Annotated in this window: 21 protein-coding genes; 5 read left to right on the forward strand and 16 right to left on the reverse strand. The window is 37.9% G+C overall.

The annotated features are described in order from the left end of the window. The first annotated feature begins 140 nt into the window (after positions 1-140). Positions 141-1,742 carry a mucoidy inhibitor MuiA family protein gene (locus JO178_RS05080; RefSeq protein ID WP_291932647.1) on the forward strand — a complete coding sequence of 534 codons (1,602 nt, stop codon included), beginning with the start codon at positions 141-143 and terminating at the stop codon, positions 1,740-1,742. Between the two features lie 59 nt (positions 1,743-1,801). Here JO178_RS05080 and JO178_RS05085 read toward each other — a convergent pair whose 3' ends face one another. Beyond that, positions 1,802-3,007, reverse strand: a complete 1,206-nt coding sequence (locus tag JO178_RS05085; RefSeq protein WP_291932651.1) for an FAD-dependent oxidoreductase — start codon at positions 3,005-3,007, stop codon at positions 1,802-1,804. A 117-nt stretch (positions 3,008-3,124) separates the two neighbouring features. Here JO178_RS05085 and JO178_RS05090 point away from each other — a divergent pair, with 117 nt between their 5' ends. Then, positions 3,125-3,505 (forward strand): STAS/SEC14 domain-containing protein, encoded by a 381-nt coding sequence (locus JO178_RS05090; RefSeq protein ID WP_291932655.1) that lies wholly within the window; start codon positions 3,125-3,127, stop codon positions 3,503-3,505. Positions 3,506-3,572: 67 nt separating this feature from the next. Here JO178_RS05090 and JO178_RS05095 read toward each other — a convergent pair whose 3' ends face one another. Beyond that, positions 3,573-4,775 (reverse strand): MFS transporter, encoded by a 1,203-nt coding sequence (locus JO178_RS05095; protein ID WP_291932657.1) that lies wholly within the window; start codon positions 4,773-4,775, stop codon positions 3,573-3,575. A gap of 176 nt (positions 4,776-4,951) precedes the next feature. Between JO178_RS05095 and JO178_RS05100 the strand changes: the two genes are divergently transcribed. Continuing rightward, a complete protein-coding gene (locus JO178_RS05100) occupies positions 4,952-5,857 on the forward strand; it encodes an AraC family transcriptional regulator (protein WP_291932659.1) in 906 nt (301 codons plus the stop codon). A 108-nt stretch (positions 5,858-5,965) separates the two neighbouring features. On the opposite strand, the gene lipA is transcribed toward JO178_RS05100, so the two are convergent. After that, a complete protein-coding gene (lipA, locus tag JO178_RS05105; protein ID WP_291932663.1) occupies positions 5,966-6,832 on the reverse strand; it encodes a lipoyl synthase in 867 nt (288 codons plus the stop codon). A 190-nt stretch (positions 6,833-7,022) separates the two neighbouring features. Here lipA and JO178_RS05110 point away from each other — a divergent pair, with 190 nt between their 5' ends. Further along, complete coding sequence (locus tag JO178_RS05110) at positions 7,023-7,490, forward strand: DUF6526 family protein (protein WP_291932666.1); 468 nt, start codon at positions 7,023-7,025, stop codon at positions 7,488-7,490. 200 nt (positions 7,491-7,690) lie between these two features. Next, positions 7,691-8,797, forward strand: a complete 1,107-nt coding sequence (locus JO178_RS05115; RefSeq protein WP_291932669.1) for a DNA topoisomerase IB — start codon at positions 7,691-7,693, stop codon at positions 8,795-8,797. A gap of 86 nt (positions 8,798-8,883) precedes the next feature. On the opposite strand, the gene JO178_RS05120 is transcribed toward JO178_RS05115, so the two are convergent. The 13 genes from JO178_RS05120 to JO178_RS05180 form a co-directional block, all read right to left on the reverse strand. Further along, positions 8,884-9,771: a helix-turn-helix domain-containing protein gene (locus tag JO178_RS05120; protein WP_291932672.1), complete on the reverse strand. Its 888-nt coding sequence runs from the start codon at positions 9,769-9,771 to the stop codon at positions 8,884-8,886. Positions 9,772-9,880: 109 nt separating this feature from the next. Next, positions 9,881-12,127 (reverse strand): TonB-dependent receptor plug domain-containing protein, encoded by a 2,247-nt coding sequence (locus tag JO178_RS05125; protein WP_291932675.1) that lies wholly within the window; start codon positions 12,125-12,127, stop codon positions 9,881-9,883. Between the two features lie 139 nt (positions 12,128-12,266). Then, a complete protein-coding gene (locus JO178_RS05130; RefSeq protein ID WP_291932678.1) occupies positions 12,267-13,154 on the reverse strand; it encodes an urea transporter in 888 nt (295 codons plus the stop codon). A 135-nt stretch (positions 13,155-13,289) separates the two neighbouring features. Continuing rightward, positions 13,290-13,991, reverse strand: coding sequence for a hypothetical protein (locus JO178_RS05135; protein ID WP_291932681.1), 702 nt, complete (start codon positions 13,989-13,991; stop codon positions 13,290-13,292). 36 nt (positions 13,992-14,027) lie between these two features. Continuing rightward, positions 14,028-14,816, reverse strand: coding sequence for an urease accessory protein UreD (locus JO178_RS05140; RefSeq protein WP_291932684.1), 789 nt, complete (start codon positions 14,814-14,816; stop codon positions 14,028-14,030). Next, the gene (gene ureG, locus JO178_RS05145; RefSeq protein ID WP_103290289.1) at positions 14,817-15,455 is read right to left on the reverse strand and encodes an urease accessory protein UreG; all 639 of its coding nucleotides are present in this window, start codon (positions 15,453-15,455) and stop codon (positions 14,817-14,819) included. It abuts the gene before it with no gap. A gap of 151 nt (positions 15,456-15,606) precedes the next feature. Next, the gene (locus JO178_RS05150) at positions 15,607-16,296 is read right to left on the reverse strand and encodes an urease accessory protein UreF (RefSeq protein WP_291932697.1); all 690 of its coding nucleotides are present in this window, start codon (positions 16,294-16,296) and stop codon (positions 15,607-15,609) included. Between the two features lies 1 nt (position 16,297). Then, complete coding sequence (gene ureE / locus JO178_RS05155; RefSeq protein ID WP_291932700.1) at positions 16,298-16,807, reverse strand: urease accessory protein UreE; 510 nt, start codon at positions 16,805-16,807, stop codon at positions 16,298-16,300. After that, positions 16,797-17,450 carry a hypothetical protein gene (locus JO178_RS05160; protein WP_291932703.1) on the reverse strand — a complete coding sequence of 218 codons (654 nt, stop codon included), beginning with the start codon at positions 17,448-17,450 and terminating at the stop codon, positions 16,797-16,799. Before JO178_RS05160 ends, ureE begins: the two co-directional genes overlap by 11 nt. Before the next feature lie 106 nt (positions 17,451-17,556). Then, positions 17,557-19,278, reverse strand: a complete 1,722-nt coding sequence (gene ureC / locus JO178_RS05165) for an urease subunit alpha (RefSeq protein ID WP_291932706.1) — start codon at positions 19,276-19,278, stop codon at positions 17,557-17,559. A gap of 1 nt (position 19,279) precedes the next feature. Next, positions 19,280-19,648 (reverse strand): urease subunit beta, encoded by a 369-nt coding sequence (ureB, locus tag JO178_RS05170; RefSeq protein WP_291932710.1) that lies wholly within the window; start codon positions 19,646-19,648, stop codon positions 19,280-19,282. Positions 19,649-19,660: 12 nt separating this feature from the next. Beyond that, complete coding sequence (ureA, locus tag JO178_RS05175; RefSeq protein ID WP_047387758.1) at positions 19,661-19,963, reverse strand: urease subunit gamma; 303 nt, start codon at positions 19,961-19,963, stop codon at positions 19,661-19,663. Positions 19,964-20,115: 152 nt separating this feature from the next. Beyond that, positions 20,116-20,481 (reverse strand): hypothetical protein, encoded by a 366-nt coding sequence (locus tag JO178_RS05180; RefSeq protein ID WP_291932722.1) that lies wholly within the window; start codon positions 20,479-20,481, stop codon positions 20,116-20,118. Positions 20,482-20,566: the final 85 nt, after the last annotated feature.

Consider the following 20,566-nt stretch of genomic DNA (forward strand, 5'->3'; position numbering starts at 1 on the left):
AGGCTGCTTTTTCGGCAGCCTTTTGTTTTTAGCTTGGAATACTGCATGACTTACCAAGTGAAAGTCTCTTTTCACCAAGTATCCCTGTTTTCAGGCTTACATACGGCTAATTTTACTCTATAATTTCAAAATAATAAACAATGAAACGTTATCTTTTAATACTCATAACATGCGCTGCATCCTTTTTAAAAGCACAGGAAATTAAAAAAGAAATCGATGTTAAGCAGGCAACTGTATTTCTTCAGGGAGCTAAGGTTTTCGGGACTACTAGTCTCAATCTTCAAAAAGGAATCAATAAAGTAAAAATTATTAATCTCCCGAATAATCTGGACGAAAACACCTACAAAATCAATCTTGAGAAAAATACGACCCTCCTCTCCATTACCCCTCAAAATAACTTTTTGAAAGCCGATGAATTATCGGACGGTGAGAGAAAACTGGAAACTGAAAGAAAAAAGCTTCAGAGGCAGATCGATTTGCTGAATATTCAGATTAAAAACCTTACCGGAGAACAGAATATCATCAATGCGAATGTAAAGGTTTCAACAAATGATAAGTCTACCCCTCAGGAACAACTGGTAAAACTTACTGATTTTTACAGAAAAAGAATGCTGGAAATCGATAATCAGGTATTTTCTCTCAATGAACAACAGGAAGTACTGAATGAAAATATGGCCAAACTTAGCAACCAGTCAGCAGAGGAGCAAACCCACAAAAACTCAAACCGTAAGGAACTTTTACTGGAGATTTTTGCTGATAATGATACGAATCTGAACTTAGGCATAAGCTATATTGTTTCTGATGCCGGCTGGGTTCCATCTTATGATTTGCGGGCTGAATCCGTAAAGAAACCTCTTGAAATGGTTTATAAAGGAAAAATTTATCAAAGAACGGGACAAGACTGGAAAAATGTTAAACTCTTTGTTTCGACTTACCGACCTTCATCTCAACAGGACAGACCTGTTTTATCTCCGCTGTATGTAGCTGAATATACTCCTTATAATCCTCAGATTGAAATGGCGAGCTATAAACTTAAAAAGGAAACTTCTGCGGTAAATTCTTATCAGATAAGAGAAGAAGCAGCTGTGAAACCGGGGCAGATTCCTGTTGCTACCGTTTCAGACAATCAGATGAATGTGATTTATGAGCTTAATTATAATCAGACCATCTTAAGTCAGGAAAAAGAACAGTATGTTATTCTTGATAAAAAGCGGGTTGATGCTACTTACAAATATCACACAGTTCCTAAAATCAATAATCAGGTATTCCTGATGGCTTTTATAAAAAACTGGCAACATCTTAATCTGATTACCGGTGAAGCTCATATTTATTTTGAAGATAATTATATCGGAAAAACAATGATGAGCAGTAATTATGTAAAAGACGAGTTCCCGATTTCCCTTGGTGCAGATGAAAGAATTACTGTGAAAAGAATTAAACTGGAAGATAAGACTTCTGAGAAGTCTATGAATTCCAATAAATGGGAAAATGAATCTTACCAGATCAGCATACGGAATAATAAAAAAGAAAGTATTGAACTGGAAATCCTGGACCAGGTTCCGGTCAGTGAAAATTCTAAAATCTCCGTAAAAGCAGTAGATACAGGAGACGGAAGTTTTGATGAAAAAACGGGAAGCATCCTCTGGAATAAGAAGATTATTTCGGGAGGTTCAGAAAAGATCGTCTTTTCATATGAAGTCAAATATCCTAAAGAAATGCGAATACAGTATTATAACAGATAAAATTACAAAACCCGGTCTCTGTGAGAACCGGGTTTTATTGTAGAACAACTGCTGCTGTTTTATCTTCCAAATTTAAAATATCGTGATAACGGATGTTTTTTATTTTTCATAAACAAAGATGCCATTTCCATACCTGTGACGGAAAAGGTAATTCCATTACCACCAAAACCCAGCACGAAATAAGAATTTTTGAATTTTTGATGTTCTCCGATATAAGGGAGCCCGTCTTTGGTTTCTCCAAAAGTTCCAGCCCAGACAAAATCAGGATAAAAATGATAATCGGGTTTGATCTTCTTTAAAGTTTTTAAGATCTCTTTTTCTTTTTTCTCTAATAGTGAATCCCGTTTCCGTGCATCATAAAAGTCTTCATCCCCACCCCCAATCAGCAGTCGGTCATCATCTGTGGTTCTCATATACAGATAGGGTTCATCAGTATTCCATACCAGTGTATTGCGGATATTTTTAAATGTGCCGGTATCTATTTCAGAGACTACAGCATAGGTACTTTTAAGATCAACAAAATTTTCTTTCAGCATATTTTTACTCTCATACCCTGTACAATAAATTATTTTTTTAGCTTTAATCTGATAGCCGCTTTCAACGGTTATGAGATTGAAACCTTTATGGTAATCTACTTTTAGCATTTCGGTTTTATCAAAAATCTGTAATCCTTTTTTTACATGATGTCTGAATAATTCATGAGCAAATTGAAAAGCATCTATACTGGCGCCCTGTTCAGAGAGTATACCTCCGTATGTATTCTCAAAGCCAAATTGTTTCAGAATCTGATCTGTTTCCAGCCATTTCACTTTAAAACCTGCACTTTTTCTGGCTTCGAATTCTTTTTTCAGCCATTCTGTATCTTTCTTCTTTGAAGCAAAATATAACGATTTCTTTCGTTTAAACCCGGCTTCCGAGTGTATTAGTTTTGAAATTTTTTCAATAATATCAATAGCATCAGAGCAAGCTTTATAACTTAGTACCGCTCCTTTTTCTCCGATTTTGTCTTTTAATTCAAACAACGGGATGTCTATTTCATACTGTAGCATAGAGGTAGTCGCTGAGGTACTTCCGTTACAAAGCTCGCGCTTATCAATAAGGATGGTATTATAGCCATCTTCTATCATCTGGTGGGCTATAAGACTTCCTGTAATTCCACCACCAATAATGAGAACATCACATTCTGCATTGGATTTCAGGGAAGGATACGAAGCCATTAATCCATTTTTTAAAAGCCAGAAAGGTTCATTTGATTTGAGATCCATATTGATATTTTACATTAAAAATAACAATATTTATATCAATTTTAACAATTTTAGGGCAAATTATGGTGTAATTATTGTTGTTGCACTTAAAATCAAACCACCATAAAATATTTCACTATGATAACAATTATTCCAGAAGCTCCGGAAAATGTTGCGGCATTCAATGCAACGGGAGAAGTAACGAAAGAAGATTTTGAAAGATTGGTAATTCCTCGTGTGAAAGAAAAAATAGATCAATTTGGCGAGCTGAATTACTTATTGTATTTGGATACTGATCTGGATAAGTTTACCATAGGTGCCTGGCTTGAAGATGCACTTTTAGGATTAAAAAACCTTACTAAATGGAACCGTACCGCTATTGTCACAGACAAGGAAGGTGTACAGAATTTCACAGACATTTTCAGTGTCCTGATGCCTGGAGAGTTTAAATCTTTCCCTAAAGAAAACTTATACAATGCGCTCTACTGGTGCAAAAACGGAGATGAAGTAGAAGCGTAGATTTAACTTTATACAAAAAAAGCTGTTTCAGTGATGAAACAGCTTTTTGTATTTTTTGACCTGTATTTTACTGATCACATGAAACGCATTCTGCAGTGGCTTCTTTTTCAGCGGGTGTTTCTTTACCATACAGATACATGTACCTTACACTGACAACCACTCCGATAAAAGTCATTCCCACTCCTACCAGCGACGGATAATTGAAAGGCAGCCCGTATTCTAAAGGAATTCCCCCAAGAAATGCTCCCATAGCATTGGCAATATTAAAGCCTGCCTGCATAAAAGCTGCTGCCATCATTTCGCTATTGGGTGCTGCTTTCATCATCATAATATTGATAGGTGATGCAATGGACATGGATAAAGCTCCGCACATGAACGTTAATACCAAAGCGATGCTCTGATGTTCAGCAAGGAAAAATACACCTCCCAGCGAGATCATCATCAAAAAGATCAGAAGGGCACAGGTTTTTTCAGGACCCAGCTTATCGGAAACAACACCTCCAACGAGGTTTCCTACGACCATTCCGGCTCCGGCAAGAACCATTACATAAGCCATCTGGCTGCTTTTTATTCCGGCAACAACTGTCATTAAAGGAGTTATATAGCTAAGCCATGTGAAAAGCCCCCCAAACCCGATAGCGGTGATCGTTAAGACCAGCCATGACTGCTTGTTTTTCAAAAACTTCAGTTCCTCAAGGAAATGTGTATTCTGATTGGATTCCATTGCAGGAAGCCACAGTTTTAAAAAGAATATAGCCAAGAGACCTATCACAGCTACAATAGCAAAATACAGTCTCCAGTGGAAAGTATGCCCGATATAGGTAACCAGCGGAACCATAACCAGATTGGCCACCGTAAGACCTGTAAACATCATGGAAATATAAAATGCCTCCTTGCCTTTCCCCGCCATTTTAGCAGCGACTACAGTTCCTACTCCAAAGAATGCTCCGTGAGGAAGTCCGGACATAAATCTGATGATCAGCATGGTTGTATAATTCGGAGCAATAGCAGAAAGTCCGTTAAACAAAGTAAACAGAACCATAAAAGCCATCAACACTCTTTTAGGAGGGAATTTCACAGAATATCCGATAAGGATAGGCGCACCGATTACGACTCCCATTGCATAGGCAGAAATCAAATGCCCCGCCTGCGGAATGGTGATCTGTAGTGTTTTTGCAATATCGGGAAGGAGCCCCATAACGGTAAACTCCGTGGTTCCTATTCCCAATCCACCAATAGCCAGTGGTATTATTCTTTTATCAATCTTCATAATATATTCTTTTCGGAAATTTGTATTAAAAATGAAATACAGGGCTTCATCTTTAATTTGAAAGTGCAAAAATCGAAAGAAAGATTGAATTTCACTTCTTTTGAAATGATAAAAATTTGCTCCATATTGACCTTTTTATTTAACTTTAAATCATTAAATAATCAAATCAGAACAAAATGAAAATCCAGAAAGAAATTATAACGTTTGAAAAAGGGAAATCCTTCAAGCTTTTTGCACCTTCTTTAAAAAACTGCTTTTTCTGGCATTATCATCCTGAAATAGAGCTTGTATATGTGGAAGCTGTCAACGGAATCCGGCATGTTGGAAAGGATATTTCAGGTTTCACAGAAAGTGACCTCTTGCTGATCGGGTCCAATGTACCTCATCTGAATTTCGATTATGGGATTCAGACAGAATGCAAACAGCTGGTACTGCAAATGCGGGAAAATTTTCTGCAGGATATTCTTTTATCCGTTCCTGAGTTTGAAAATATTAAAAATTTACTGGAACGGTCTTATCTGGGACTGTCTTTTTCCGGTGAAACTAAAAAAACTGTTGTAGAAAGGCTTCATGCCATGAAGGATAAAGATTCCTTTAGCTCATTAATGGGACTTATTGCTATTCTGCGGATTCTCGCGGATTCTTCCGAAGTGAAAGAGCTTAATAAAGAAGATACCAGGATCAAATGGTTCTTAAATGATAAAATACGGATGGGAACTATTTATGATTACATCCATGAAAATCATGATAAAAAACCAAATGTCAATGAAATTGCAAAAATTGTAAGTTTAAGTACGCCTGCTTTCTGTCGTTATTTTAAAAAGCAGACGAATATGACTTTCACAGATTTTGTCAATAATTACAGGATTAATCAGGCTAAAATATTTCTGCTGAAAGATTATTCCGTGACTGAGGTTTGTTTTCAGGTTGGTTTTGAAAGTCTTTCTTATTTCAATAAATTATTTAAACAGCATACAGGAGAAACCCCTTCTGAATTTAAGAAAAAACATTTCAGGCCCATTGAGATTAACGGGCGGATTGGTGTGATCAAGAGAGAATCAGGCTGTAACAAAGATTTTTAACGGCCTATGGTCGGGTCGTAATCCCTCGAAGGGAAAATAAGACAGCCCCCCTCCTCTATACTACTTAGAGTATAAAAAAAACCGTTCATTACTGAACGGCTTTAATTTTTAGTGAATATGTTTTTCTGCATGGTAAGAGCTTCTCACCAATGGTGAGCTCTCAACGTGTCTGAATCCTAAACTTCTTGCAAAATCTCCAAACTCATCAAATTCTTCAGGAGTAATGAATTTTTTTACAGGAAGATGTTTTTTAGTTGGCTGAAGATACTGTCCCAATGTAATGACATCTACATTAGCATTTCTGATATCTTCAATAGTCTGGAACACCTCATCTTTCGTCTCTCCCAAGCCAAGCATTACCCCGGTTTTAGTTCTTCTTTGTCCTGCTTCTTTCAGATATCTTAATACATCAAGGCTTCTTTCGTATTTTGCCTGAATTCTCACTTCTCTGGTTAAACGTTTTACGGTTTCCATATTATGAGAGATTACTTCAGGAGCAACGTCTACTAATCTGTCCAGATGTTTTGTGATTCCCTGGAAATCCGGAATCAATGTTTCCATGGTAGTTCCCGGAGAAATTCTTCTTACAGCGTTTACGGTTTCTCCCCAAAGAATAGATCCCATATCTTTCAGATCATCACGGTCTACAGAGGTAAGAACCGCATGTTTGATTTTCATTAATTTAATAGAACGGGCTACTTTTTCAGGTTCATCCCAGTTTACATCCAGTGGTTTTCCTGTTTTTACCCCACAAAATCCGCAGCTTCTTGTACAGATATTTCCCAAAATCATGAAAGTAGCTGTACCTTCTCCCCAGCATTCTCCCATATTCGGGCAGCTTCCGCTTTGGCAAATGGTGTTTAATTTATATTTATCAACCAAAGTTCTGAGCTCGCGGTAGTTCTTTCCAGTAGGAAGTTTTACGCGGATCCATTTTGGTTTTTGAACGGTAGTGTCTTGAACTGAATTTTCCATTTCTAAAATTGAAGTTCAAAGTTAAGGATTTTTTAATGGAAACCATCTACCGGAAAAATTGATGGAACTGATAATTCAACGGTAAACTCTATTTTTCAGGATCTACAAAAAATAAAAAACATCAACATATTTAGCAAAATAAATTATTTTAATACCTCAAAAATGCAATTTGTTATTAATATTATAAATTATGGAAGGATTATTGCTACACTCTACAAATATGAAAGAGCAAAATTACAATAACCACAGAAAGTTTTATCCGCCTCATCATTTTATATTTCTTCCGCTATTGATTCTGCTGGAAATTTTCGGGATTTATAAAATAGGGAATGATTCTGATCATCAACTGATCTGGATATTATTTTCGATTGTTATTTTTTTACTTTTTTATCTGGCACTGATGACCAGACAGCATTATGCATTAGGCCTCCAGAACCGAATGGTCATTCTTGAATTTAAACAGCGCTATTTTGAGATTTTTAATAAAAGATCCGATGAAGTGGCAGAGCAATTGCGATTTGACCAGATTGCGGCATTAAGATTTGCTTATGATGATGAATTCAAAGAACTTTTGTACAAAGCTCTTCATGAAAATATTTCGGGAAATGAAATTAAGCGGTCGATTAAAAACTGGAGAGCAGACCGGCTCAGAATCTAACACTCATCTAAAAATATATACCTATGAAAAAGTGGAGCTTTTACAGTATAACGATATTAAGTTTATTAACACTAATAAGTTGTGAAGCAGTAGGAACAATTTTTAAAGCCGGAATGTGGTGGGGAATTTTCTTAGTCTGTGTAATAGTAGTGATTCTTTTACTGATTTTTTCGAAGGGTAAAAACTCTTAACCATGCTTTATGGAGAAGAATACAGATTTAGAGATCATTTCTCATCTAAGGCCATCAAAGATTGTTAAAATCATGAAGGACCCGGAAGCTTCTGCAAAGGCGGTACATCTCGTATATACCACCGATGCAGAAACGGCCGGAATTATCCGTAAAAAGAACGGAAAGAAATATTTCTATTATAAAGACGGAGAAAAAATCAGGGACAAGGATGAGATCACAAGAATCAACAAACTGGTGATTCCTCCGGCTTGGGAAAACGTATGGATTTGTGCGTTGGAAAACGGGCATCTTCAGGCGACAGGTTTTGATGCTAAAAAAAGAAAACAATACCGTTATCATCCGCTTTGGAATGCTTTAAGAAATCACACAAAATTTTACAGAATGCTTCAGTTCGGATATACATTACCGGACATCCGGCTGCATGTGGAACAGGATCTGGCACTGAGAAATTTTGAAAAACGCAAAATACTGGCCCTGATCGTCAGTCTGATGCAGAGAACCAATATCCGTATTGGTAATAACGTTTACGAAAAATTATATGGTTCTTTCGGGTTAACCACTTTAAAAGATAAACATGTAGAAGTAAAAGGGCAAAAAATCACTTTTTCATTTAAAGGAAAGAAAGGGGTCATGCACCATGTGGATCTCAGAAGTAAAAAACTGGCAAGACTGGTTCAGAAATGCAAAGATATTCCCGGAAAAGAATTGTTTCAGTATTTTGATGATGAAGGAAACCGACATTCGGTTGACTCGGGAATGGTGAATGAGTATATCAAAGAAATAAGCGGGGAAGATTTTACGGCAAAGGATTTCAGAACATGGTCCGGAACGGTGAGTGCACTGATTGCTTTCAGAGAAATAGGGTATGCAGAAAATAATACCCAATATAAAGAGAAAGTAAAAAAAGCACTGGAAATCGTTGCGGAACATCTTGGAAATACGATCGCGGTATGCAGAAAATATTATGTACATCCTTTAGTCATCAATCTTTATGAAAACAATACCATTAAGAAATACCTTGATGAACTGGATATTATTGAGGAAAATGACGGTAAAGCCGGTCTGACAAAAGAAGAAAAACTTGTCCTCAAAATTCTGGAAAAGGAAAAGATGTAGGGCTTTTGAAGTTGGAGGCAGGAAACAGGAAGTACCGGCTGGCCATCTTTTTCTATATATTATCTTTTACTTTCAACTTCTTCAACCTATCCTGTTACTCTGTTACTTAAGAACTGCGTTCTGTATTCTTTAGGTGTAATTCCTGCTATTTTTTTGAAAAGCTGTGTAAAATGGGATGCCGTATGAAAATTCAGTTCATATGCTATTTCAGCAATATCTTTACTTGAATGAAGCAGTGCTTTACTGTAATTGATATCAATTTCATTGATCCATTGCTTCGGAGATTTCTGAGTCACTCCTTTTACACATTTATTCAAATAACTCTCAGTCACAGACAATTTATCAGCATAGAAGGCTACTCTTTTTTCTCCTACATGATACTTGAACAATAAGTCTCTGAACTGAAGGGAAAGCTCCATAGGACGTGTTGCTGATTTGTGATGGGTATCAGAATCCGTGCTCAGCATTTTAATGAGGATAAGATGAAGCATGGTCACTACGACATCATTGATGTTAAGATTATTCAGCCAAAGTTCCTGTTCCATAATCGGAAGAAGCTGGGTAATGGTTCCGTACGTCAGGCTATCCAGATTCAGGAACGGGGTCATGAAAAAGATACTGCTTTTATGCTTTGGTAATTCCTGTTCGGAGAGGATATTATTCTCATAGGCCAGAAAAAAACCTTCAATATCGTCGGACAATTCCACAGTTGCCGTTATTGTGCCTTGTTTAATAAAAATTACACCTCCTTTTTCAGCATGATATTCTTTATTTTCAAGATATTGTTTGATGTGACCATTGGTAACGAAAATAATAAAGTTAAAAGTGGTACGGTAAGGAATCACCGGCATCAGGATTCCTTTAAGATAATTTTCTATCCGATAAAGCTGTATATCCGCATTATTGGCCAATATTTTTTCCGTAATATTCGGAAGAAAAAGTTTTTTATATTGAAAATTGGATAATACTTCCATGATTTATTAATTATTACAAATTTAATGCTGAAATTAAATAATAAGATTTTTTTTGTCCGATGTCTGAAATTTAACAACTGATATCAGACATCGGACATTTTACTTTGTATCAGAACTTATAATACACTCCCACTCTTAGTCCTAAAGGAGTTCCCGGTGTGTAAGTAAGATCAGTAATAGGATCGGCTTCCCCTTTCAATTGGGTTTCAGTTGCAAACTGAGCTTCGTTCCATTTTACATTGAAAAGGTTATTGACCTGAATATTAGCCCCCCATTTCTGACGATTATAAGATAATACCAGATCATTCACGAAATAAGCTTTTGTTCTGATGCTGTTATCTTCTACTGCTGGTCTCGCTCCGAGATAGCGATACTGAAGTCCTAATGAGAAACCGTTAAGGAAATCCCAGTTCACAGATCCGGTACTGGTAACTACCGGAGCAAGAGGCACATAATCCTGTCCTTTTTCTTCATCCACAAATCTGGCGTGAGAATAATTGATATCAGCATTCAGATAAAAATTTTCCAACGGCTGGAAACGGATACCGAGATCAGCTCCGAAGCGTCTTGATTTCCCTGAAGGTTCTACTACGGCATCATCTCCCACGTATACAAATTCCTGCTGCAGATCCATGTACCATACTGCAGGAGTAATAATCAGTGATTTGAAAGGATGCAGTCTCAGTCCGAAATCTCCGCCGATAGAATATGGAAGGGTGTTCTGATTTTTATTAGGTACCACTACTCTCAAATCATTGGAATGGAATCCCATACCCATTTTCAGAAACCACATAACATTATCGTTCTGGGCATAAGAAAAGTTCAGCTTAGGACTCAGTCTTGTTGCTTCCTTTGACTGTCCTGACGGTAATTGTTCCACGTCCAGTAAATCATGCATATTAAAAATAAAATGATCTACTCTCAATGCGGGGTTAATCGTCCATTTTCCTATTTTCCATACTAAACCTGAATACGCATGAAGATTGGTCTCGGTTCCTGTGACATCTGATAATCTGTCCAGCAATAAATCTCTGTGGTAAACGTGGTTAAGCTGTAAGGTATTAATATCATCATTTCTCAACCCGATTCCTGAGATCCAGTTGAGTGAGCTGTTGGCAAAGGAAAAACTTTTGGTATATTTTACTTCAGCCCCGTAAATATTTCTGCCGTCCGTCTGCTGAATTTCATCACCATGGTCTTTATCTTTCAGGTAAAAAGTAAAATCAGAAAACAGGTTAAAATTATACTTTGAATAAAAAGCCATCGCATCAATCTGCTCAGAAGGAGAAATGATATGCTTAAAATTCATCTGCAAATTGGTTCTGGATGTTTTTCCGCCCTCAGTAGGATCTATACTTCCCCATCTGCTGATAATACCTTCATCCACAGCACGCTCAGGAATCTGACCGGAAGCATTCCAGGAGGAGTTGAATGTTGAAAACTGAATATTAAAATAATCATTATCTGTAAGCCACTGATTATACTTCCCAAAGATATTGACTCTGTTAAAGTTCTGTTTTACATCAAAAGGCCCATCTGTATAATTATATTCTGCAGCTACATATGCATTTTTTCTTCCCAGATCATCATGCAGAATATTAAACATTCCCAATACTCTTTTTGAATTAAAAGAACCACCTTCCAGTTTAATCATACTGTTCTTAAGGCCGTTATAGGTCTGAAAATCTACATATCCGGCGGTATCGAAATCTCCGCGGTCCATATAATAAGCTCCTTTTCCGAAATCGATATTATTAACGGTTTCCGGAATTACAAAATGCAGATCTGAATATCCCTGTCCATGCGCATGGGACACAATGTTTACCGGCATTCCGTCCACATTGACGCTTACATCGGTACCATGATCAGCATCAAATCCTCTTAAAAAAAGCTGTTCAGCCTTTCCTCCGCCCGCATGTTGTGCAATAAATAATCCAGGAACTTTTCTCAACAGATCCTGTGCAGAATTTACCGGAAATTTATTCAGATCAACCTTTGTAATGGCGGATAAGAATGCACTGTGATTGATCGCTACTTCTGAAATCTGAAACGGCTTATGTTGTAAAAAAATAACTTTGTTTTTATCTTCATCATTGGTAACTACCCATTTTACTTCATCATATCCCTGATGACTGATCACCAGTGTATCGGGTAAAGATTTAACAGGAATAGCAAAAGTACCGTCTGTACCTGTATGCGTATGGCTGTTTCCGTGGTCGTATTTTACCAAAGCATCTGCAATAGGAAATTTATCATCAGCATCTTTTATTAGCAACTTCTTTTCTGCTTCCTGTGCCATTATTTTTCCACTGAAAGCCATAACCAGAAAGACAGCGGCTATTTTAGTTATCTTCATTTTTATTTTTTTTATAGAATAGGTATTGTCATTTATAGAAATGTACAATGTATTAATGATTAGAAATTAGAGGTTATAGATAAGAGAATAAGTGAAATATCAGTCGTCTCCAGAATTTTAACCCTTAAACGTTGAATGTTTATCCTTTTGCTTTAAGAAATGCTTTCTGAATTAAAAGGGTAGCCCAAGTTCCGGCTACAAACGGGAAAGTAAATACCCCGCCTACTGCATCCAGATAATGGTTATCAACCAGGAAATCATCGATAACGATGGTTAAAAAAACAGCGATAAGCACCCAAAGTCCATCAGTTTTTTTAACTCCTGAAAATACAATGGCTGAAAGAACGGCATTAAAACCGAATAATCCCATGTGGATTTCTTTTACAGGTTCACCATTAAATTGTGATAATCCCGCCCCAAGGATGGATGCAGCAAGCCCATATAAAGCTGCCACCGGTGAACTGATGAATACAGCAAGAAAGAAAATTATTCCTGAAAGTACTCCCCCCTGGAATATTACCTCACCAAAACCATTGGTACAGGTAAGGAAATCATCATATTTTGTAGATACCACCTCAGCACTCAACATAGCTGATGGCGGAATATGGGTAAAATGATGTAATGCAAATACCAATATCCATGTAATGACAATAAATGGAAATGTAAATACCGGAATTTTCTTTTGGATAAAAAAATGCTGAACAACTGCTGCCAATGCTCCGCCTAATATGATAAGCACCCAGATCAACAGGCCTGTTTCAAATAAGAAAGACAATGCTACTCCTACAAGGGCTGCACTGAAGCCATATAGTCCGGCATTAATTTCAGATCTGTTGTATTTAAGTTTCATGGCAGTAAAAGTTCCGGCTGCAGTTGAAAGCAGTACCGCCACTCCGCATTGCCAGCTTCCCATAAAGATACCTATAAGAAACAAAAGCCCGGTCCATCTGTTTTCCTGAAGCATAATCTGCCCGATTCCTTTTAAAACATTATCGATAAAAGGGATTTTTTTGAAAAATTCGTCCATAGTTTTTTTAATTGTATTAATGTAAAAAAGAGAAATTAGATATTAGAGGTTAGTCTATAGACTTGTTATACGAATGAGATGTGTTTCCAGATTGAGCAATTCTCTTTACCCCTAAACCCGGAAACCTGTATCCCGTTACCATCCCAGAAAAACCATTCCGATTCCACATACAGTTACTACTGCACCACTGACTACCCCCATATATCTTTCAAGTTTATCCGTATTAAATAAAGTTGAATAGCCATAACGTCCCAAAAGAACCATTCCAAGCATGGTTAATACGGTAGTAGCCGTGAATGAAGTTACCAGAACTGCAATTTCAGACATTGAATGTTTTACTCCGGAATAGAATAATAGAGGAATTAAAGGCTCACTTGGCCCCATTACGAAGATCATAAAAAGTACAAGCGGGGTCACTTTTATTCTTTTCTGAGGCATTACCATTTCGCTATGGTTGTGCTCATACACATATACATCATCTCCCATTACATCAAAATGCTTATGAGGTTTATTTCTGATCGCCTGAATCAGGCCATATACTAAGTACACTCCTCCGAAAATCAACAATGCCCATCCTGAAAAGTTTCCTCTGATGTCCTGAAACCAGGAAATTTTATTGAGCTGCCATCCTAGAAATACTCCGATAAAACCTAAAATTAAGGAACTCAACACATGCCCTAATCCACAGACTACGGTAAGTACTGCTGTTTTCATCCCGCTCCATCTTTTGGATTTGGAGATGACAATAAACGGCAGATAATGATCCGGCCCTGAAGCTGTATGTATAAAACTTATTGAAACGGCACTCAAAAGAAGTGCCCAAACTGTACTATCCATTTTTTAATTTAATTTTTTTACCTACCCAAGGATTTCTTACTCAAGTGACCAAAGGATTTCCTGAACGTATACAAAGAAATTGTACATCAACTCTCCTCCATGTCCCAAAGCTCTTACTACAAATCCATTATCTTCCATTGCAGACACTCCTACTTCCATATCTTCATGGTGTCGGGCTGCTGCTTCAACAATCTCTTCAATCAACCCGTTTTTATCTACATTCTCCTTTGTACTGTAAAAGATTAAGGTTCCCTGATGGGTATACTGCTCCAGATTTCCAATACTGCTGATCGGAATCATTCCCGGTTCAATCACCACATTATCCTTCACAATCAATTTGTTGTCATGATAGATTTCCATAAGATTCTGGAACCGTTTCAGTTTAAAAACTTCTCCATAATGCTTTCTTCCACAGGTAATGATCTCACTGATGATAATCTGACTGTCTTTACCGATATGAATATTGGCTTTACTTTTGAAATTGGAATCCTCATGAGGAACAATAGGATGCGGAACATAGGCAAAAGAGGTTTTGTCTTCCATCTTTACATTCAGTTCCTGAACGGCCTTGTCCTTCATATTGAACAGTCTCTGATAAGATTGTGACTGCAGCTGAAGAGAGGCTCCTTGTTCAAGAGCGACATCCAGATGATAATGGTCACCGTCCAGAATTCCCGGAGAGGAGCTCATCACCATCTGATAGAGCTTTTTGTCACTTTTTCGCTGTCCTACAGAAACCACTCTGAAAGGAAGAGAGACATAAAGATCTTTCACATATGATTCTCCTCCCTTGAATCCTGCGATAATATTTAAACGACTATTCATCTATCTTACTAGGTTCGGTTCTTCAATTTCTTCTAAAAGAGCATATTTTTTAATCCATCCGATTACTTTATCCAACCCTTCATCTGTTTTAAGGTTGGTGAATACAAAAGGATTTCCTTTTCTCATTCTTCTTGCATCATTCTCCATAACTTCAAGGCTGGCTCCTACGTGTGGGGCAAGGTCTATTTTATTGATGATCAGTAAATCTGATCTGGTAATACCAGGTCCTCCTTTTCTAGGGATTTTTTCACCTTCAGCAACATCAATGATAAAAATGGTAACGTCTGCAAGGTCCGGGCTGAAAGTTGCGGAAAGATTGTCACCTCCACTTTCGATAAGCACCAGTTCGATATCCGGAAAACGTGCAGCAAGCTCATCCACCGCTTCAAGATTCATACTTGCATCTTCACGAATCGCAGTGTGAGGGCACCCCCCTGTTTCTACACCGATAATTCTGTCGTGAGGAAGAAGGCTGTTTTTAGCCATAAATTCCGCGTCTTCTTTGGTATAAATATCATTGGTAATTACTCCAAGATCATATTTTCCGAATAATTTTCTGCTTAAACGTTCCAATAATGCAGTTTTACCTGAACCTACCGGTCCTGCCACTCCTACTTTTATGTATTTTCTATTTTCCATTTTTTTTAAATTTTTACTTTGTTTTTATTTTTTTTTAACGCCTATAGCGCTAAGATTTTTTATTGATGAGAATATTTATTTATGGCCGCAGGGACGTTTTACTCAGCAAAGACATCTTCAGTCATTTTGCCTGCTTTGCCTATTCTCCTTTCTACGACATATAGAGTCTGGAATAAAGCCTTTCATGCTGCATACATCTGATATCGAAGGCTGTATTACAAAGTCCCACAAGATCTCTGTCCAGTTCTATCGTTTCATGAACTGTTTTTTCCATTACCGGATACAAATAGAACAGGATATCCTGCCCGTCGAGCTGACCAAGAGGAACCAGTTTTACTGCATTAGTAATCATTCCTGCAACGGAAGTATAGTAAAATCCCAGCAATGCTTCGTATAAAGGGATTTTCATTAAGTAAGCATACACTCCAAACACAATACAGTAATGAGAATTAGCCTCCTTATTCTGAATGGCTTTTTCAAATGCTTCCATGAAAGGAAAGCTTTCCCTTCTTTTAAATATTTTAATGAGTCTGAGACCCAGCTTCTGACTGGCCTGACGGATTTCTTTAGGGCATTTTACAGCGTTGCATTCATTATCAAGCTTCAATAGTTGCTGTAAATCCCCATTTTCTGCAGCTTCGTAAGCTAGTTTCACAAAAGATCCGTCATTGAATTTAAGGTTATACTGAAGCATATTCTGTACAAACTCTTTTGCGGTGTCTACATTATGGACAATTTTTTCCTGTACATAAGTTTCCAATCCGTTAGAATGCGTATAACCGCCGATGGGAAGTGTAGGATCTGCAAGGTGAAGCAGTCCGGATAAAAAGTTTATATTCATATTATTCATCTTTTGGAGCAGCCATTTTTAAGATTTTATTAAAAATTGTTGAGCCAAGACTTCCGTGTCCGTGAGGTTCTACATTAGATTTAAGAAGATTCAGTAATTTCACCGATTGTTTTTCCGGTTTGAAACCGCTTGCTTCCAGCCATCTGAACATCGGCATTTCAAAAGGTAACAAGACTTTATCCTCCTGAATAAAAAGCGGGATATGTTTGTTTCCGATTTCGTAGCATACCGTTCCCATTTCCAACAGTGAAGCCGGTGCCATTACAATAGCTTCTGTTTCCACAACATTGACGGCAATCACTTTTTCTGCATCTTCGAAAAGAATATCTCCTTCACGAAGGCGTTGCCCTTCTCTAAGAAACTTAATGGCCACATCTACTCCCTGTCTGGTTTTTTTACGCTGAATCCTTTTTGTAGTTTCAAACCATTCCAGATCAAGGTAATCTATAGTTTTTTCCGTAGGGGTTTCGGTCAGATTGCCTATGGTGTGATTAATTATCATTTTTTGCCGATTTTTTTCTGAAGTCAAAGTTTTTGGAGATTCCTACCCCGAATGTTGAGCCACTGATTCCTGCTACATAACTTTTCGTCCAGCCTTCTTCTTTTGTTTTGGTCTGAAGCATTGAAAGCTCGGCGAATTTAAATTTCAGAGCCCAGCCCCCACCTAATAAAATTCCGATCAGAGGATAAGCACGAAGACGGTATCCGTTAAAGTTTTCCATTCCTGCTCCTGCCATACCTCCCACCTGCTGTCCCCACACATAATGGGCATCCACCTGGCCAATCAGTACAAAGTATTTTCCTAGCATTACAGAAGGGCTATACCAGATTCCTGCTTCATTCTGTTTGTATACGACATTATGATCAACAGAATTCTGTGAGTAAGCATAATTAACTCCGATAAGGTCATTATTGTTGATGAAGTATCCCACTCCCAGTGGTGCACTTGAAACGGTGCTGCTACTGGTTGACGGAGTAGTCACTTTAGAGTAATCCAACGAACCATATACCATGAATTGTCCTTTCGGTCCGTCTTCATCACTTTTAATCCTGTGCCCACCCAGAAACTGAGCGCTTAGATTTCCCGAAAGAAGAGAAATTCCGGCTACAGCAAGAGAAAAAACTGTTTTATTTAAATATTTCATTCTAAACGTAGTTCTATAATTATTTTAAATTCTATCGAATAAACTTTTTCAGTTTTTAAATAAACCTTATAGGCTGTTGAGACCTATAAGGTTTGTAAAGTTTATCTTAGAACAGGTAATACAACTGTGTTAAAGGAAGTGTTTCTGCCGGTTCACAAGTGATATATTCACCATCTACCGTTACTTTATAGTTTTCAGGGTTCACTTCAATGAGAGGCGTCTTATCATTGTGAATAAGGTCTTTTTTGCCAATATTTCTACAGTTTTTCACCGGAAGGATCATTTTCTCCAGTCCGTAAGAAGCGATAGTTCCGTTATCGATAGAGATCTGAGATACAAAGTTGGCACAAATACCATATTTAGCCTTCCCGTGAGCACCGAACATATTTCTGTAAATAATCGGCTGTGGTGTTGGAATAGAAGCATTCGGATCTCCCATTTTAGCGGCGATTACAAAGCCTCCTTTTACGATCATTTCAGGTTTCACTCCAAATAATGCAGGTTTCCAGATCACTAAATCTGCTAATTTTCCTTCTTCAAGAGATCCTACATATTCTGAAATACCATGTGCAATTGCAGGATTGATGGTATATTTCGCTACATATCTTTTAGCACGGTAGTTATCATTGCCGCTATCTTTATCTTCAGCCAGATCACCTCTCTGCTCTTTCATTTTACTTGCCGTCTGCCATGTTCTTGTAATCACTTCTCCCGGTCTTCCCATCGCCTGAGAATCGGAACTCATGATACTGAAAACTCCCATATCGTGAAGAATATCCTCAGCAGCAATTGTTTCAGGACGGATACGTGAGTCCGCGAATGCTACATCTTCAGGAATGTTTTTACTTAAGTGATGGCAAACCATCAGCATGTCCAAATGCTCATCGATCGTATTTACCGTGTAAGGACGTGTAGGATTGGTAGACGCGGGTAATACGTTCGGATACATTGCTGCTTTGATGATATCCGGGGCGTGACCTCCACCTGCTCCTTCCGTGTGGAAAGTGTGGATTACTCTACCGTTGATCGCTCTCATCGTATCTTCTAAGAAACCTCCTTCATTTAATGTATCCGTGTGGATGGCTACCTGAACGTCATATTTATCCGCTACTTTTAGGGCAGCATCAATGGTTGCAGGAGTGGCCCCCCAGTCTTCGTGGATCTTTACTCCTAAAGCTCCAGCTTCCACCTGTTCTTCGATAGGCTCTTCTGCAGAACAGTTTCCTTTTCCGAAGAATCCAAGGTTCATTGGGTATTCTTCTGCTGCCTCAAGCATTTTCTGCATGTTGAATCTTCCCGGAGTTACCGTCGTAGCATTTGTTCCGTCATTTGGACCTGTCCCTCCACCGATCATTGTGGTGATTCCACTATATAATGAAGTTTCGATCTGTTGCGGACAGATATAGTGAATGTGAGTATCAATACCTCCGGCAGTGACGATGTAGCCTTTTCCGCCATGAACTTCTGTAGATGCTCCGATAATCATATTAGGACTTACACCATCCATCGTATCAGGGTTACCTGCTTTTCCGATTCCTACGATCTTACCGTCTTTGATCCCGATATCTCCTTTTACAATTCCCCAGTGATCAATAATTACAGCTCCTGTTATACAAAGGTCAAGAACTCCTTCGTCTCTTTTTGCTGTCACATTCTGTCCCATACCGTCGCGTACGGTTTTACCTCCTCCGAAAACAGCTTCGTCTCCGTAATGGGTGAAATCTTTTTCGATTTCAATAATAATTTCAGTGTCTCCCAGTCTGATTTTATCTCCGGCTGTAGGACCTAATATATTGGCATATTGCTTTCTGTCTACGTTTAAGCTCATCTTACTGATTTTTAAAGTTTAACTCCTGAACTTTTGCAAGGCTTGCTTTTTTCTGATCTTCAGAATCTACCTGTCCATCAACAAGGTTGTTGAAGCCCATTGCTTTTTTGGTACCTCCTATTTCTACCAGTTCCACTTCTTTTTCTTCTCCCGGTTCAAAACGTACTGCAGTACTGGCTACAATGTTCAGTCTCTTTCCGAAAGCTTTTTCACGATCAAAGCTCATCGCCTTGTTTACCTCGAAAAAATGGAAGTGAGAACCTACCTGAATAGGACGATCTCCTGTATTGGTTACTTTTAGTTTGACAGTTTCTCTGCCTTCATTGCAGATAATAGTGCCTTCTTTTACAAAAATTTCTCCTGGTATCATAATAAATAGGTATTAACGGATTGGGTTGTGTACGGTTACCAGCTTAGTTCCATCAGGAAAAGTTGCCTCGATCTGAACATCGTGGATCATTTCTGATACGCCGGGCATTACATCATCTTTTGTAAGAAGATTAGCGCCTTCCTGCATCAGCTCAGCTACTTTTTTTCCATCTCTTGCTCCTTCAAGCAAAAAATGACTGATCAATGCAATTGATTCTGGATAATTTAACTTAAGGCCTCTAGCCTTTCTTTTTAGAGCGAGCTCGCCTGCCAGAAATAGCATAAGCTTCTCCGTTTCTCTCGGTGTTAAGTGCATAGTATTTTTATTTAAAATTGGACAAACAATATCCTGTTCACCTCTCTGAAAAGGCAAATAGAAACGTTCAAAAATTTAGAAATGAGGAATGATGCTTACGGATCGTATTGTACAATACAAACCATAATTAATCATTGGAATACTCAATAGAATTAGCAGCCCGCAATTTGCAGGGAATGATACAGAATATATCTGGGTGCTGTAATATAAATACGGTTTTGAACGGCCGCAACCGGAGTATTAAAAGTATACCTGGCAAAGAAATAGTGCAACCACTGCTGCCCAAGTATTGAATAATCAAATTTCACTTTCTCCCAGTCATTAGAATCCTGTACATCCTGCGCATCTGAAAAACTGTAAATTTCAGGCTGAGTCTGCTGATCTGATTTTTGCTGAAGGAGATGAATTTTCGATAAGACATCAGAGTATGATTTAGCTTTCCCTTTATGTGCAATAAGACCTGCACACAAAGTTGAAAAAAATAATACAAAAGAGAAAAATATGACTCTTTTTTTCATACCTGTTAATAATGGTGTAAAATTAGAATAATCTGAAATCATAGGCTATCAAAAAAATTATTTAAAATGTTCAAAATCGCAACAA

It is taken from the genome of Chryseobacterium sp., from assembly GCF_019236175.1.
Classification (GTDB): domain Bacteria; phylum Bacteroidota; class Bacteroidia; order Flavobacteriales; family Weeksellaceae; genus Chryseobacterium.

Bases quoted from the DNA above. Each gene is read 5' to 3' on its own strand.
- JO178_RS05080 (WP_291932647.1), top strand. From the start codon at position 141: ATGAAACGTTATCTTTTAATACTCATAACATGCGCTGCATCCTTTTTA.
- JO178_RS05085 (WP_291932651.1), bottom strand. From the start codon at position 3,007: ATGGATCTCAAATCAAATGAACCTTTCTGGCTTTTAAAAAATGGATTA.
- JO178_RS05090 (WP_291932655.1), top strand. From the start codon at position 3,125: ATGATAACAATTATTCCAGAAGCTCCGGAAAATGTTGCGGCATTCAAT.
- JO178_RS05095 (WP_291932657.1), bottom strand. From the start codon at position 4,775: ATGAAGATTGATAAAAGAATAATACCACTGGCTATTGGTGGATTGGGA.
- JO178_RS05100 (WP_291932659.1), top strand. From the start codon at position 4,952: ATGAAAATCCAGAAAGAAATTATAACGTTTGAAAAAGGGAAATCCTTC.
- lipA (WP_291932663.1), bottom strand. From the start codon at position 6,832: ATGGAAAATTCAGTTCAAGACACTACCGTTCAAAAACCAAAATGGATC.
- JO178_RS05110 (WP_291932666.1), top strand. From the start codon at position 7,023: ATGGAAGGATTATTGCTACACTCTACAAATATGAAAGAGCAAAATTAC.
- JO178_RS05115 (WP_291932669.1), top strand. From the start codon at position 7,691: ATGGAGAAGAATACAGATTTAGAGATCATTTCTCATCTAAGGCCATCA.
- JO178_RS05120 (WP_291932672.1), bottom strand. From the start codon at position 9,771: ATGGAAGTATTATCCAATTTTCAATATAAAAAACTTTTTCTTCCGAAT.
- JO178_RS05125 (WP_291932675.1), bottom strand. From the start codon at position 12,127: ATGAAGATAACTAAAATAGCCGCTGTCTTTCTGGTTATGGCTTTCAGT.
- JO178_RS05130 (WP_291932678.1), bottom strand. From the start codon at position 13,154: ATGGACGAATTTTTCAAAAAAATCCCTTTTATCGATAATGTTTTAAAA.
- JO178_RS05135 (WP_291932681.1), bottom strand. From the start codon at position 13,991: ATGGATAGTACAGTTTGGGCACTTCTTTTGAGTGCCGTTTCAATAAGT.
- JO178_RS05140 (WP_291932684.1), bottom strand. From the start codon at position 14,816: ATGAATAGTCGTTTAAATATTATCGCAGGATTCAAGGGAGGAGAATCA.
- ureG (WP_103290289.1), bottom strand. From the start codon at position 15,455: ATGGAAAATAGAAAATACATAAAAGTAGGAGTGGCAGGACCGGTAGGT.
- JO178_RS05150 (WP_291932697.1), bottom strand. From the start codon at position 16,296: ATGAATATAAACTTTTTATCCGGACTGCTTCACCTTGCAGATCCTACA.
- ureE (WP_291932700.1), bottom strand. From the start codon at position 16,807: ATGATAATTAATCACACCATAGGCAATCTGACCGAAACCCCTACGGAA.
- JO178_RS05160 (WP_291932703.1), bottom strand. From the start codon at position 17,450: ATGAAATATTTAAATAAAACAGTTTTTTCTCTTGCTGTAGCCGGAATT.
- ureC (WP_291932706.1), bottom strand. From the start codon at position 19,278: ATGAGCTTAAACGTAGACAGAAAGCAATATGCCAATATATTAGGTCCT.
- ureB (WP_291932710.1), bottom strand. From the start codon at position 19,648: ATGATACCAGGAGAAATTTTTGTAAAAGAAGGCACTATTATCTGCAAT.
- ureA (WP_047387758.1), bottom strand. From the start codon at position 19,963: ATGCACTTAACACCGAGAGAAACGGAGAAGCTTATGCTATTTCTGGCA.
- JO178_RS05180 (WP_291932722.1), bottom strand. From the start codon at position 20,481: ATGAAAAAAAGAGTCATATTTTTCTCTTTTGTATTATTTTTTTCAACT.